Here is a 14,051-nt window from a genome sequence, read left to right on the forward strand (position 1 = left end):
CTCATTGAGATTTTTCTATGGTTATAATACGCCCTATTCTAGACAGTGATTACGATGCATTACATCGTATTGCTATCGAATCAGGACACGGTTTTACATCACTTCCTGTCAATGAAAAGTTATTAAGACAGCGCATCGCTCGTGCGGAATCGTCTTTTAGCAAAAAAAATGTCACACAACCGGGTGATGAAGGTTACCTATTTGTGATGGAAGACACTGAAACTGGCCAAGTAGTTGGTACAACAGGTATCGAAGCTGCGGTAGGTTTAGATGACGCCTTCTATCATTATCATTTAGGTAAAGTTGTTCATAACTCTCGAGAGCTAAATATCTATAACACTGTAGAAACCTTAGCCCTATGTAATGACTACACTGGGACCACTGAGATTTGTACACTGTTCTTAAGTGAAAGCCACCGTAAGAACAACAATGGACGATTTTTATCACGCGTTCGTTTCTTGTTCATCGCAGAACACTTAGAGCGCTTTGCCGAGACTGTTATCGCAGAAATGCGCGGTGTTTCTGATGAAGATGGCAACTCGCCATTCTGGCGATGGTTAGAAGAACATTTCTTCTCGATCGATTTTCCGACAGCGGATTACTTAACAGGTATCGGTAAGAAAGTATTTATCGCGGAATTAATGCCTAAATACCCTATTTACGTGAATTTACTGAGTAAAGAAGCGCAAAAAGTTATCAATAAGGTTCACGATAAAACAATTCCAGCACTTAGGTTATTGGAAGCGGAAGGGTTCTGTCGTCGTGGGTATGTTGATATTTTTGATGCTGGTCCAACAGTTGAATCACAAACATCTTCAATCCGAACGGTGAAAGAAAGTAAAAAGTGTCAGGTGATTATTGGCGACGTTGATAAAACAGACAACTACATCATCTGTAACACAGAAATAGCTGACTTTAGAGCGATTCAAGCACCATTATCTCTTAGAGAAACCGCACAACAAGCGGTGATTAGTCAAGCACATGCTGACGCCTTAAATGTAAAAGAAGGCGACTGGATTCGACTGGTCAGTAACTAAGATTAACGTCTAATAGCACTATTAGACACGAGGAAAAAGAAAATGACGCACCCAAATCAACTAATTAACAACGAATGGCTCGCTGGCGAAGGTCACGATGTTGCTTCGTTAAACCCTGCCAAGAATGAAGTTATTTGGCAAGGTAAGAGCGCCTCAGCTGAGCAAGTTGCCAAAGCAATTGAAAGTGCGCGTACAGCGTTTGAAACTTGGTCTCAAACATCACTGGAAGAGCGTATTGCGCTTGCATCGAAATTTGCAGACGTATTAACAGAGAACAAAGAATCACTAGCAAAAACAATTGCCCTTGAAACAGGTAAGCCACTTTGGGAAACGCGTACAGAAGTGGGCGCGATGATAGGTAAAATTGCTATTTCTGTTAAAGCCTATGAAGAACGCACAGGTACTGTTGAAAACCCAATGCCAGGTGCAAAAGCATTTATCCGCCATAAGCCTCATGGTGTTGTTGCGGTATTTGGCCCTTATAACTTCCCAGGCCACTTGCCTAATGGTCATATTGTCCCTGCGTTAATCGCAGGTAACACCATTGTATTTAAGCCAAGTGAACTAACGCCATTAGTGGCTGAAGAAACATTAAAGCTATGGCAATTAGCAGGACTTCCAGCTGGCGTAATCAACTTAGTTCAAGGTGAAGTTGAAACAGGTAAAGCATTAGCAAGCCACCCTCAAATTGACGGTCTATTTTTCACAGGTAGTTCTACTACAGGTAAATTACTACATGAACAATTTGGTGGACAGCCGGGCAAAATCTTAGCATTAGAAATGGGTGGAAATAACCCGTTAATCGTTAAGGATGTAGCCGATACTGACGCCGTGGTACACGATATCATCCAATCAGCATTTATTACCACTGGCCAACGTTGTACATGTGCACGTCGCCTATTTATTGCTGAAGGCGAACAAGGCGATGCGCTTATTGCTAAGCTAGTCGAGTCAACTAAAGCCATTAAGATTGGTTACTATGATGATGAAGAGCAGCCGTTCATTGGCTCAATGATCTCTGAGCGCGCAGCGTTAGGTTTAGTTGCAGCACAAGAGCAACTAATATCTTTAGGTGGCAAATCACTGCTCGAACTTAAGCATTTAGAAGCTGGCACAGGCTTTATATCGCCAGGCATTATTGATGTTACAGCTATCGATGAAATGCCAGATGAAGAGCACTTTGGTCCATTATTGAAGATTTACCGCTACAGCGATTTCGATGCTGCGATCAATGAAGCCAATAATACTTCATTCGGTTTGTCGGCTGGATTGTTGAGCGATTCAGAAGCGGATTATCAACACTTCTTCAAACGCATCCGTGCGGGTATCGTCAACTGGAACAAGCCAATTACTGGCGCAAGTAGCGCAGCACCTTTTGGTGGTATTGGTGAGAGCGGTAACCACCGCGCAAGTGCTTATTACGCGGCAGACTACTGTGCATACCCAGTAGCATCAGTTGAGGCTGAAAAAGTAGCGCTACCTGCTGCATTAAGCCCAGGATTGACAATTAAGTAATGACACTTAGTTATAATTCAGAAACAGCTGGGTTACGACCCAGCTTTTTCAAGAGTATTGACCAAATCTAACCTAACCAAATTCACAGTGGTTAGTAATTCAACCTGCTCAAAATTTATCAAGAACAGCCAACAATTCTAGCCATAGTTTAAATTTATGCCGAGTGAACTTAATTATAGAGTAATTACGCAATTCAGTTGGTATTAGTATTTCATGTTTTTATTATGCACTAGGAGTAAACGATGACAGCACAAGTAATCGATTTATTTAATAATATTTGGAAAAACTACCTAGAAGTTACACCTTCTGCGGAAAAGATCCATCAGCTATTAGGTTCAGGTAATGACCTAATTAATGACCATGTTGCTTATCGCACATTTAATCACGATAAAGTAAACATTGAGAAGCTTGCAGCACACTTGATTGCGTTAGGCTATGAAGAGTCTGGTGAATACCATTTTGAAGCGAAAAAGCTATACGCTAAGCACTACGAGCACGCCGATAGCACTATGCCTAAAGTATTCATTAGCCAACTGCTTACTGAAGAGTTTTCTGCTGAAGCACAAGTGATTATCAACAAGATTGTTGATGCAATTGACCCTTCACTCGTGGCTAAGCAAGAGTTCTTATACTCTGGTAAGTCATGGAACATTACTTCAGATGAGTATAAAACTTTACTTGCTGAAAGTGAGTATGCGGCATGGCTAGCGGCATGGGGTTACCGTGCTAATCACTTCACAGTGAGCGTAAACCACTTAACAAGCTTCAATGACGTAGAATCAGTAAATGCTTCATTAAAAGACAGTGGCTTCACATTGAATACTTCAGGCGGTGAGATTAAAGGCGGTGAAGCGGTTAAGCTTGCACAGTCTTCGACGATTGCTGACAAAGTGACGGTCCAGTTTAGCGATAAAGCATTAGAAATTCCTTCATGTTTCTATGAATTTGCTAAACGTTACCCACTAGCGAACGGTGAGCTTTACACAGGTTTTGTTGCAGCATCTGCTGATAAAATCTTTGAAAGCACCAACGCTGCGGCTTAATAAATAAGCGTCAAAAAACGATTAAAAGCTGCTCAACGAGCAGCTTTTTTACTTTGAAATCTACTAGAAATTACTATTTAACTTCGCGACATCAGTTATCGAAACTTCTGTGGCTTTATTATCAAGCATTTTCATCATCGCGTCGGCATTGATTCCACGTTTCTCGACGTAGGCTAATAATACTTTTCCATTACATTTTATGTTACTTGCAACGTACTTTTTAGAGAGTCCTACTTCTTTAATTTTGTTGTGCATAGCCAACTTATTACCCACTAAAGCCGTTACACACAACTGAGTCGCTGTACTATCGTTATTCGCTTTAAATTGAGTTGCACTAGCTGATCCTACTAATGATGTTAGGGCAAATATGCTCGCAACAAATACGCTTACTTTTTTCATACTATTTCTCCAGCTAATAATGTTATCAATTATTTGATGTCGCTGAGAGTAATTGTGGCTTATTTAAATTGCTTAGTTGTGTTTCTCGAATAGACAAATGTAACAATATATCAGGCTAATATTTGTACTAAACACTAGCTGCCTTACCATTGAGATAGGACATTGTTTCCAAAAATCAGCTGATTAGCATGCTGTAAAATTGCTAAATTGCATAATTCTATATGAAATCAATTATTACAACTGGACAAAAATTGACGCAAAAAAAAGCGCCTAGGGTTACCTAGGCGCTTTGTAACATTACAATACTATTTTATATCGTACTTAAATTAGAAGTTGTAATGTGCTGATAGACGTAAATAACGACCAGACTGATAGCTTGTCGGCACTAAGAAGTCAGGGTTAACTTCTGGGTTACCACGAGCTAAGTCTTTCTGTTGGTTAATGTCTTCAGGACGTTGAGTATTGAAAACATTGTTCACTGTCGCAGTTAAGCGTAAGCCTTCTGCCCACTCTGGCGTATATGAAAAGCCAACATCTGTGTTAAATAACCAGTTTGAACGGCCTTCATCACCACGATTAGTAAGCACTTGGTTACCTGAACCATCGTTACAGTAGAAGCTTGATGCAGAGTAACGTCTAAAGTTACCGTGGTCGTACGATGAAGAACCGTCGCCTTCCATCATACCGTCTAAGCTTACGTAACCTTGACAGCTTAATGGAATACCTGAAGTTGCACTAAAGTTTAATGAAACTAACCACTCATCATTGATTTGGTAGTAACCATTCGCTTTGAATTGGTGCGTTCTATCAGTTGGTAACTCACCGTAAGCACCGTGCATGAAGTTTCCGTGGTCGAAATCTTGTGTTGCACCAGCATCTTCTTGTGCTAGTGAAGAGTTAACATACCCTTCAACATTACCGAATGTACGAGAAATCGTGTAAGAGAAGTTACCTGACCAGTTATCAGTAAACGCTTTATCAGCGATCAATTTTAGACCTACGTAATGACGCTTATACTCTGGTAAACCATGGTAAGAAGCTGGTGTAGTAACTTTAGTTAAGTTACCGTCATTTTCTAGATCCATGCTAATAGTAATGTCATTGCCTGGGTTAACAATAATACAACCAGCTAATGAATGCGGGTCAAAGTTATCATAACCATTGTCAGCTGCCCAACGCGTAAAGCCATCGTTTGCACAGAAGTCATCCATACCATCTTGTACGGTACGACCCATGAACTTAGCTGTTAGCGTCCAATCATCGTTAACTTGCTGCTCGTAAGAAACAATGATTTCATCTTGGTGCATTGGTTCTAAGTTGTGATCAGCAATGATTTCTGGGTTAGGAATTTGGACGTCAACCGTGCTGTTACCAAACTTGTCGCCTAAACCAATTGGGCTACCGTCAGCATTCCAACCACCTGAAACAAAATGAAAGTCTTCAAAGAAACGTTCTTCACGCGTTGCACGAATGTTGGTATTTGATGCAACTGGTAAGTAATAGCGGCCGATAGTCGCAGAAAGTTTCTTAGTAGCATCACCATCAATATCCCAAGCAAAGCCAATACGTGGTGCTATTAAGTTATCAGACTCTAAGAAAATATCGCCGTTACCATCTTTGTTAGTGAAAGTTTCACCACGAAGGCCACCGTAAAACATTAAGTCATCAGTTGCTTGCCAGCTGTCTTCAACATACCATGCTGTGTTTTCAACCGCGAAAGTAGCTGTTTGCGTATTGTAGCGACGAACACGTACAGTTTCTGTGCCACAAGGTAAGCTCGTACCATTTACACGACAGCCATTGTTTTCATGTGCAGTAATGTAGCGATAGTAAATGTCACCAGAGTATTTCACACCTGGTGAAGTAGAGTCGTACTCTTCGCTGTTGTAACCAAAGCGAAGGGTGTGATCACCAAGTACATACTCACCATCAATTTTGAAGCTTGTACGCTCATCAGTGTTGTCTACCTGGTCTGTTACCGTTGATTGAACTGGAGCATTCCAACAACCGATGGCCGTACGACCCCCCCAACCTACACCGTTAGTAGTATCCCAAGCGTATGCACAGTCATCACCTGGTAAGTTAGGAACTTCTAAATATTCGTGCTTTAGCTCGCCATACATAAGGTTTAACGTGAAATCGTCAGTTAAATAACCCGTATATGAAAGTATGTTAATGTCACCACCTTCTTGGTAAGTATATGCAGAAGCTACATCACCGTGCTTACCAACCCACTCGTCTCCGTCAGCATTATTGTAGTTAACGCGATCATATTCGGTTTCATTGTTAATGTGAGTAAAGCGTAATAGGTGGTCTTCAGTCACATACCAGTCTAACTTAGCTAAGTAGTTAGGGGTATCAGTTTTAGAACGAGAACTTGTGTCACGAGAGTAGTTATTACGCTCGTAGTCTTGACCTTCTGCGTTGATGAAGAAGAAAAGCTTGTCTTCAATAATTGGACCAGAAGCATAAACGTTATACTCAAGGTTATCAGTCTCATCTTCACTATTAAACGTGTTAATTTCGCTAGAACCATCTAACTTGTTGTGAATAGAGTTTTTGTCTGACGCTCTAAACGCATCTGGCGTATAGTAAACTGAACCACCAAATTTCCATTCATTACTACCAGATTTAGTCACGATGTTTACGATACCACCGATTGAACGACCGTACTCTACACCGTAACCACCTGATTTAACCTGAGTTTGCGCAATGGCATCTTGTGGTAAATCAGCAAATTGTAATAATGAACGAAGGTTAGTTACGTCCATACCATCAATGTAATAACCATTTTCTGCGATTGATGAACCACCAAATGAAGGCAAGTTACGACCGAAGTTTGAGCCACCTTGAATAGCACCAGGAGTTAATAAAGCAACAGAAACAGAGTTACGTGGAAGCGGTAACTTAGCAACTTCGTCTGCATCAAATACGTGAGTAGTTTCAACAGACGAAGTATCGATCATATTGGTGCGGCTACCTGAAACCATAATAATTTCAGTATCGCCGAAGCCTACTTCGGTACCTTTACCTAAGTAAACTTTAACTTCACGTGTTTCTCCAGTAGCGTCAGTAACAATATATGAGCCAGTTGGAACACTACCTACACTGAAACGTCCTTGCTCGTCTACTTTAATAGTACGAGTAACGCCAGTGTTTTTGTTCTTGTATGTGATTTGAGAACCGGCTTGTGCATTACCAAATATTGAGCCAGCCGTGTTAGTTGCAGCGATTGCTGGAACGGCCAGTCCAAGTGAAAGTGCAACAGCACCAGCTGTCACAGATCTTTTAAAAGATCTTTTAAGATTTACATTCATGTTTATTTCTCTCTGAACTAATAGGCATTATTGTTATTATTTATAATAATTTTTACATGCCTTGTTACATTTAGTAACAAGCATGTTAGATTTTGCCTATTTTCGAACAAATATTCAAGAAAGATATACAATTTGGAAATACTCGACTCAAACTTAAAAGCGCCAAGTGTACGAAAAGCAGCTCACCACAAAAAATAAACTACAATCAACAACTTAGTTGACTGCCATTTTTTTACACACGTTAGAACCACCTGCACAGATATATTTACAGCCCCACCCATTATTGTTAAATAACTGTAAACAGCGTTAAAACACGCCATTTTGGCGCTCAGAAAAATAACAACTTGAAATAGTTTGACATGTTTCAGGCCGGTAATTCAGAAACATTATACTTAATGTCACCAATTAAATTAGCCAGTGAGGATAATCGAAATTCGCCATGGCATATGCGAAACAAAAAAGCTATAGTAGACATCATATTAGCAATGATTTATTTGCATGGTATAAATTCAACTACTTGAGATAGTTAACTTATGGTAACCGATACAGAAGGCTATGTTCATATCATAGAGTACCTCACTGAACACCTACACATTTTTGAACATGTTTCTGCTCAAGCTCAATCTTCTGAAACAATTATAGAGCTGATTGAACAAGAACTCAGCGAACAAATTATTATGGTGTGCAGCCAAAATGATTCTCTTACGTTTAATCAACGCAATACAATCATTAGAGAAGTCGACGCAATTGTTTATGACTTAGAGGAGATTCTATCAGGTGTCATTAACAATACTGCGAACGGTGCACAGCGTAAATTTATCAAAGAATTTGCGACCTTAATTAAGAATTTATTTGATACTGAAATCCACGCAACATTAGCTCAGAATTAACCCTACCCGCTAAACAAATTAATGATAACCAAAGGTAAAGTATGAAAGCACAAGTTAAATGGATTGGCGAAGAGAAGTTTCTAGGAACCTCAGAAAGCGGCCACACCATTGTGTTGGACGCTAACGCAGGCGAAAATGCACCAAGTCCATTAGAAAATGTACTAATTTCATTGGGCAGCTGTTCAAGTGTCGATGTCGTGAGCATTTTGAAAAAAGCCAAGCAAGATGTTCGAGATTGTATCGTAGAAGTATCTTCAACTCGTGTTGAAACCGTTCCTAGAGTATTTTCAGACATTCACCTGCATTTCGTCATCACAGGTAAAGAAGTAAGCGAAAAACACGTTGTGCGAGCGATAAATCTTTCGGCGGATAAATATTGTTCAGTCGCGCAAATGCTGAACAAATCAGTTAATATCACTCATGATTTCGAGATTATAGGCGCTTAACACGCTCTCGATACTTCAACTAATGTTATTGCACCAATAACATTAGTTGCTTAAGTTCCTCTTCAGGTAATGCGTATTCTTTCCCTGCTAATTCAATAAAAGAGACACCTGACACCTCTTGTCCAGGCTTTATTTGACGCATGAACTGATTCCACAGCAGATGAACACCATTACTTGAAGTACTAGCGTTATCAATAGTGTCAAATATGTAGAGTCCACATTGATAAAGCACTTTATGCTGATTATTTTCGACTAGCTCGTGAAGCGTAGAATGCGCTAATTGGTCACGACAGTTTTTACTGGCTTTTTTACTCATGTTATCTGCATAAGATTGGTATTTCGGGTAAAGCTGCATGACAATTTTCTTAGCAATATGCTCGGCATGCCCTTCATGAAGCCAGTTATCTACAGGTGAAATAGCGCGGCCATTTAAACGCTGATACATGTGAGCCGCTTCGTGGGCAAAAAACCAAACCAGTTGCTCAGATTCTTTGTCAAAGTCTGGTAACTTCCCATACCAGTGCATAAACACCTGATCGGGCAATGTACCACCTTGCTGGCCATAAGAGCCATCATTGGTAATACTATATGAAGCAAACAGCATAGGCTTTTGCGATAGCCTTCCATAGTGCTTTTCAAGCCACTTCATCATATCTGGCAAAAATCTTTCTATCATCGCTCCCTGCGATTGAGATATTGCGTCGTCGATTATGCTGATAAAGCCATCTTCCTCAACGACAGATTTCTGTCCTACATAAACTTTCCGACCACCGTTATTGTCCCACCAGCTCACTCCCTGTGTAGTGACTTTACCATTAACGATGATGTTTTCACCGTTAGGCACAGTTAGCGAAATATACCAGGCATTCTCGATCGGTGAGCATAACTCTGCACACGCAAAAAAGCGGCCGCTATGAAACAACATACCACCATCAGAGAAAGGTGAGAAAGGTGCATAGGCTTTTGGTAGGTGTGTGTAAGTAGGCGTTAGTTTGAACTTTACACGCTCAAATTTATTACCGTCTGGGCGGGTAATAATATCGCTATTATTCAAATGCCGTAGCGTAAAACCTTCACTAAGAAGCAACCAACGTCTGCTTCTGGAGTCATCAGGCGCAGATGCAAATGAAATACTACGTATCGGCTTTTGGCTAATATACTCAACCGTCCATTCGTCATTTCCTGACTTCTCAATATTAGTAATTAGCGTACCTTTAGAAAAAGCAATACATGAGACTAAAGCTAAGCTGACGACGAACAATCGATAGTACATACCAAACCTATAAATCACTCATCCAATCAAGTTGTTTGTTTGCTTCTTGTTTCTTGTACATGAGTTCTTTGATCATAGGAGTCAATATCAGTTCCATCGCTAACCCCATTTTACCCCCAGGCACTACAAGCGTATTAACCCTCGACATAAAAGCACCGTCAATCATGCTTAGATAATAAGGAAAGTCTACATGAACATTATCTCGGCAACGGATGACAACAAAGCTTTCGTCTAATGTAGGGATTGCTTTGGCACTGAATGGATTAGATGTATCTACAGTTGGCACCCTTTGAAAATTGATATGCGTACGAGAGAATTGCGGCGTAATGTACGAAATATAATCTTCCATGCTTCGTACAATGCTCGCAGTTACCGCTTCACGGCTGTGACCTCGTTTGTTCGTATCACGGATGATCTTTTGAATCCACTCAAGGTTTACAATAGGCACCATCCCTATAAGCAAGTCCACATATTGCGCCACATCGTTGTTATCGGTTTTAACGCCACCATGTAGCCCTTCGTAAAACAATAAGTCGGTGCCCTCTCCTAAGTCTTCCCAAGGCGTAAAAGTACCGGGCATTTGATTGTAAGGGACGGCCTCGTCAAATGTGTGCAGATAACGGCGCATTTTTCCCCGCCCCGTTTCTGAATAATCACGAAATAACTTTTCTAGTGCATCGAAATCATTTGCTTTATCACCAAAGTAGCTTATTTTGCGCCCACCTTCCTTCGCTTTACGTTTTTCAAGCTCCATTTCTTGACGTGAGTAACGGTGAAAGCTATCACCCTCGACGTTCGCGGCGTTAATGTTGAGTGTACGAAACATGTGCTCAAACGACTCGGTAGTCGTAGAAGTTCCTGCACCAGAAGAACCCGTTACCGCAATGATAGGATTTCGTGAAGACATTAATGTGTTCTCATTTTTTTAGACCTAGTTTTTATACGGTGATTTAGCTACGAGGTCAAGAGAGAGCCTTTAGTAACAGTCCATACTTTATTTCTTAACTTACCCACTGAACTACAAGTATGGCTAGTTGAACTTAGGCGATTGGCAAGAATAATCAAATGGGGATAAGTTTCTTAAATTGAGGCAAGACATCCGTTTGGTTTAGGCATAAAAAAACGGAGCCTAAGCTCCGTTTTTTATCTAAAGCGTTTTAGCTTATGCTTCTGCACTTGCTTCTTCAGACACTTCAGCAGTTTCTTCAACTGCTGGGCGATCTACAAGCTCAACATATGCCATTGGTGCTTTATCACCAGTACGGTAACCGCATTTCAAAATGCGAGTGTACCCACCTGGACGTTCTTGGTAACGTTCACCAAGCTCGTTAAATAAAATACCAACTACTTCTTGATCACGTGTACGAGCAAACGCTAAACGACGGTTTGCTACGCTGTCGGTTTTGGCCAAAGTGATTAGTGGCTCAACAACGCGACGTAGTTCTTTAGCTTTAGCAACAGTAGTTTTAATAACACCGTGCTTAACTAAAGAGCTTGCCATATTGCGGAACATCGCCTGGCGATGACTGCTATTACGGTTTAACTGGCGACCGCTTTTACGATGACGCATAAGTTAATCCTTATCTCAACTATTAAAAAATGATGACCGACTTAGTCGTTATCAGCAATGCTTTCTGGTGGCCAGTTCTCTAGGCGCATACCTAAAGATAAACCACGAGACGCTAACACGTCTTTAATTTCAGTAAGTGACTTCTTACCTAAATTAGGTGTTTTAAGAAGTTCAACTTCAGCACGCTGTACTAAATCACCAATGTATTGAATCGCTTCTGCTTTTAAGCAGTTCGCTGAACGAACAGTTAGTTCAAGATCATCAACTGGGCGAAGTAAAATTGGGTCGAAAAGAGGTTTCTCTTCTTTCGGCTCAATTTCAGTCACATCACGTAATTCTACAAACGCATCTAGCTGTTCAGCTAAAATAGTTGAAGCGCGACGGATTGCTTCTTCAGGATCTAACGTACCGTTAGTTTCCATATCTAGTACTAATTTGTCTAAGTCTGTACGTTGTTCTACACGAGCAGAATCAACATCATAAGCAATTCTTACTACCGGACTAAAAGACGCATCTACTAATAGACGACCAATTGCACGATCTTCTTCTTCGGCTTCGCGACGAGCTGAAGCAGGAACGTAACCACGACCCATTTCAACTTTAATGCGCATGCTGATAGAACCGTCACCAGTTAAGTGACAGATAACATGATCTGGATTAGCAACAGTTACGTCACCATCATGTTGAATATCAGCTGCCGTAACAGGGCCTTCACCTGACTTAGTTAAGGTAAGAACTGCTTCATTTTTGCCTTCTAAACCAATAGCAAGTCCTTTAAGGTTTAACAGTATTTCGATAATGTCCTCTTGAACACCTTCTTTACTACTGTACTCATGTAATACGCCATCAATCTCAACTTCTGTTACGGCACAACCCGGCATAGAAGATAATAAAATACGGCGTAAGGCATTACCTAAAGTGTGACCAAAACCACGCTCCAATGGTTCTAAAGTAACTTTAGAACGTGTTGGGCTAACAGTATCAATATCAACCAATCGTGGTCTTAGGAATTCGGTTACGGAACCCTGCATTATGTCCTCTCTTAAAATGCAACTTTACTACTTAGAGTAAAGTTCAACAATCAACTGTTCATTAATTTCAGCAGATAAATCTGTACGATCAGGAATACGCTTAAATACGCCTTCCATTTTCTTATTATCTACTTCAACCCAGACTGGTTTTTCGCGTTGTTCAGCTAACTCTAAAGCAGCGATAATACGTGCTTGTGTTTTAGACTTTTCACGAACTGCAACCACATCTTCAGCTTTAACAGTGAAAGATGGAATGTTTACAACTTTTCCGTTCACTACGATAGCTTTATGGCTTACTAACTGACGTGCTTCTGCACGAGTGCTAGCAAAACCCATACGGTAAACTACGTTATCAAGACGCTTTTCTAAAAGCTGTAACAAGTTTTCACCTGTGTTGCCTTTGATACGAGCCGCTTCTTTGTAGTAGTTACGGAATTGCTTTTCTAATACACCGTAAATACGACGTACTTTTTGTTTTTCACGAAGCTGAACACCATAGTCAGATAAACGACCGCGACGTGCGCCGTGCTGACCTGGGATAGTTTCGATCTTACATTTAGTGTCAATTGCTCTCACACCACTTTTAAGGAACAAGTCTGTTCCTTCGCGGCGGCTAAGCTTTAGCTTTGGACCTAAATATCTTGCCATGTTTCTTCTCCAACAATCCTAAAAGTGCCAATTAAACGCGACGCTTTTTAGGCGGACGACAACCATTATGAGGAATCGGTGTTACGTCAGTAATGTTGGTGATTTTAAAACCAGCAGCATTTAAGGCACGGATAGCAGATTCACGACCTGGACCTGGACCTTTAACGAACACTTCAATATTCTTCAAACCAAACTCTTGTGCAGCTTTACCAGCACGGTCAGCAGCTACCTGAGCAGCGAAAGGTGTAGATTTACGTGAACCACGGAAACCTGAACCACCAGCTGTTGCCCAAGATAATGCATTACCTTGACGGTCTGTAAGAGTTACGATTGTATTGTTGAATGATGCATGGATATGAGCCATACCATCAGCAACTTGCTTTTTCACGCGTTTACGTGAACGAACCGGAGTTTTAGCCATGTCTAATTACCTCGTTACTTCTTAATCGGCTTACGAGGACCTTTACGGGTGCGCGCATTAGTTTTAGTGCGTTGACCACGTAGAGGAAGACTGCGACGATGGCGTATACCACGGAAACAGCCAAGGTCCATCAGACGCTTGATGTTCATTGAAACTTCACGGCGTAAGTCACCTTCTACAGTGTACTTATCCACTTCTGCACGAAGCACATCAATTTGAGCTTCGTCTAATTCACTGATCTTCGTAGATTCTGCGATACCAGTTGCCGCACAAATAGCTTTTGCACGAGTTGCACCGATACCGTAAATCGCAGTAAGGGCAATTACTGCATGTTTACGATCAGGGATGTTAATGCCAGCGATACGGGCCACTAACACATCTCCTATATTTAAAATTAAAAAACCACAGGTTGAAAAGCCCGTTAGGATACTCAACCCGCCTCTTTTTTGCAAATTAAAGTG

14 protein-coding genes are annotated in these 14,051 nt (G+C 40.9%); 5 read left to right on the plus strand and 9 right to left on the minus strand.

The window, feature by feature from the left end:
- The first annotated feature begins 17 nt into the window (after window positions 1-17).
- From astA to ACSLUK_RS08490, 3 genes are all read left to right on the plus strand, one after another.
- Window positions 18-1,037 carry an arginine N-succinyltransferase gene (gene astA / locus ACSLUK_RS08480; protein ID WP_448548120.1) on the plus strand — a complete coding sequence of 340 codons (1,020 nt, stop codon included), beginning with the start codon at window positions 18-20 and terminating at the stop codon, window positions 1,035-1,037.
- A 42-nt stretch (window positions 1,038-1,079) separates the two neighbouring features.
- Entirely contained in the window at window positions 1,080-2,552 is a 1,473-nt protein-coding gene (gene astD / locus ACSLUK_RS08485) for a succinylglutamate-semialdehyde dehydrogenase (RefSeq protein WP_448548121.1), read from the plus strand.
- A gap of 242 nt (window positions 2,553-2,794) precedes the next feature.
- Window positions 2,795-3,595, plus strand: a complete 801-nt coding sequence (locus tag ACSLUK_RS08490) for a DUF1338 domain-containing protein (protein WP_448548123.1) — start codon at window positions 2,795-2,797, stop codon at window positions 3,593-3,595.
- Between the two features lie 63 nt (window positions 3,596-3,658).
- Here the strand turns inward: ACSLUK_RS08490 and ACSLUK_RS08495 are convergent, their stop codons facing one another.
- Both ACSLUK_RS08495 and ACSLUK_RS08500 read right to left on the minus strand, forming a co-directional pair.
- Window positions 3,659-3,994, minus strand: a complete 336-nt coding sequence (locus ACSLUK_RS08495; RefSeq protein WP_448548124.1) for a DUF3718 domain-containing protein — start codon at window positions 3,992-3,994, stop codon at window positions 3,659-3,661.
- Window positions 3,995-4,320: 326 nt separating this feature from the next.
- Window positions 4,321-7,311: a TonB-dependent receptor gene (locus ACSLUK_RS08500; RefSeq protein ID WP_448548125.1), complete on the minus strand. Its 2,991-nt coding sequence runs from the start codon at window positions 7,309-7,311 to the stop codon at window positions 4,321-4,323.
- Between the two features lie 533 nt (window positions 7,312-7,844).
- Here ACSLUK_RS08500 and ACSLUK_RS08505 point away from each other — a divergent pair.
- A complete protein-coding gene (locus ACSLUK_RS08505) occupies window positions 7,845-8,201 on the plus strand; it encodes a DUF3802 family protein (RefSeq protein WP_448548126.1) in 357 nt (118 codons plus the stop codon).
- 41 nt (window positions 8,202-8,242) lie between these two features.
- Window positions 8,243-8,647, plus strand: a complete 405-nt coding sequence (locus ACSLUK_RS08510) for an OsmC family protein (RefSeq protein ID WP_448548127.1) — start codon at window positions 8,243-8,245, stop codon at window positions 8,645-8,647.
- A gap of 25 nt (window positions 8,648-8,672) precedes the next feature.
- Here the strand turns inward: ACSLUK_RS08510 and ACSLUK_RS08515 are convergent, their stop codons facing one another.
- The 7 genes from ACSLUK_RS08515 to rpsM all read right to left on the minus strand — a co-directional run bounded on the left by ACSLUK_RS08515 (window position 8,673) and on the right by rpsM (window position 13,961).
- Window positions 8,673-9,920, minus strand: a complete 1,248-nt coding sequence (locus ACSLUK_RS08515) for a gluzincin family metallopeptidase (RefSeq protein WP_448548128.1) — start codon at window positions 9,918-9,920, stop codon at window positions 8,673-8,675.
- Between the two features lie 7 nt (window positions 9,921-9,927).
- Complete coding sequence (locus ACSLUK_RS08520) at window positions 9,928-10,827, minus strand: phosphoribulokinase (protein WP_448548129.1); 900 nt, start codon at window positions 10,825-10,827, stop codon at window positions 9,928-9,930.
- Between the two features lie 255 nt (window positions 10,828-11,082).
- The gene (gene rplQ / locus ACSLUK_RS08525; protein ID WP_448548130.1) at window positions 11,083-11,490 is read right to left on the minus strand and encodes a 50S ribosomal protein L17; all 408 of its coding nucleotides are present in this window, start codon (window positions 11,488-11,490) and stop codon (window positions 11,083-11,085) included.
- Between the two features lie 41 nt (window positions 11,491-11,531).
- A complete protein-coding gene (locus ACSLUK_RS08530; protein WP_448548131.1) occupies window positions 11,532-12,521 on the minus strand; it encodes a DNA-directed RNA polymerase subunit alpha in 990 nt (329 codons plus the stop codon).
- Window positions 12,522-12,548: 27 nt separating this feature from the next.
- Window positions 12,549-13,169, minus strand: a complete 621-nt coding sequence (gene rpsD / locus ACSLUK_RS08535) for a 30S ribosomal protein S4 (protein ID WP_448548132.1) — start codon at window positions 13,167-13,169, stop codon at window positions 12,549-12,551.
- 31 nt (window positions 13,170-13,200) lie between these two features.
- Window positions 13,201-13,590 carry a 30S ribosomal protein S11 gene (rpsK, locus tag ACSLUK_RS08540; protein ID WP_074496178.1) on the minus strand — a complete coding sequence of 130 codons (390 nt, stop codon included), beginning with the start codon at window positions 13,588-13,590 and terminating at the stop codon, window positions 13,201-13,203.
- Between the two features lie 14 nt (window positions 13,591-13,604).
- A complete protein-coding gene (rpsM, locus tag ACSLUK_RS08545; RefSeq protein WP_448548133.1) occupies window positions 13,605-13,961 on the minus strand; it encodes a 30S ribosomal protein S13 in 357 nt (118 codons plus the stop codon).
- Between the last annotated feature and the right edge of the window lie 90 nt (window positions 13,962-14,051).

This window comes from Thalassotalea fusca, assembly GCF_053485835.1.

Bases quoted from the DNA above. Each gene is read 5' to 3' on its own strand.
- astA (WP_448548120.1), top strand. From the start codon at position 18: ATGGTTATAATACGCCCTATTCTAGACAGTGATTACGATGCATTACAT.
- astD (WP_448548121.1), top strand. From the start codon at position 1,080: ATGACGCACCCAAATCAACTAATTAACAACGAATGGCTCGCTGGCGAA.
- ACSLUK_RS08490 (WP_448548123.1), top strand. From the start codon at position 2,795: ATGACAGCACAAGTAATCGATTTATTTAATAATATTTGGAAAAACTAC.
- ACSLUK_RS08495 (WP_448548124.1), bottom strand. From the start codon at position 3,994: ATGAAAAAAGTAAGCGTATTTGTTGCGAGCATATTTGCCCTAACATCA.
- ACSLUK_RS08500 (WP_448548125.1), bottom strand. From the start codon at position 7,311: ATGAATGTAAATCTTAAAAGATCTTTTAAAAGATCTGTGACAGCTGGT.
- ACSLUK_RS08505 (WP_448548126.1), top strand. From the start codon at position 7,845: ATGGTAACCGATACAGAAGGCTATGTTCATATCATAGAGTACCTCACT.
- ACSLUK_RS08510 (WP_448548127.1), top strand. From the start codon at position 8,243: ATGAAAGCACAAGTTAAATGGATTGGCGAAGAGAAGTTTCTAGGAACC.
- ACSLUK_RS08515 (WP_448548128.1), bottom strand. From the start codon at position 9,920: ATGTACTATCGATTGTTCGTCGTCAGCTTAGCTTTAGTCTCATGTATT.
- ACSLUK_RS08520 (WP_448548129.1), bottom strand. From the start codon at position 10,827: ATGTCTTCACGAAATCCTATCATTGCGGTAACGGGTTCTTCTGGTGCA.
- rplQ (WP_448548130.1), bottom strand. From the start codon at position 11,490: ATGCGTCATCGTAAAAGCGGTCGCCAGTTAAACCGTAATAGCAGTCAT.
- ACSLUK_RS08530 (WP_448548131.1), bottom strand. From the start codon at position 12,521: ATGCAGGGTTCCGTAACCGAATTCCTAAGACCACGATTGGTTGATATT.
- rpsD (WP_448548132.1), bottom strand. From the start codon at position 13,169: ATGGCAAGATATTTAGGTCCAAAGCTAAAGCTTAGCCGCCGCGAAGGA.
- rpsK (WP_074496178.1), bottom strand. From the start codon at position 13,590: ATGGCTAAAACTCCGGTTCGTTCACGTAAACGCGTGAAAAAGCAAGTT.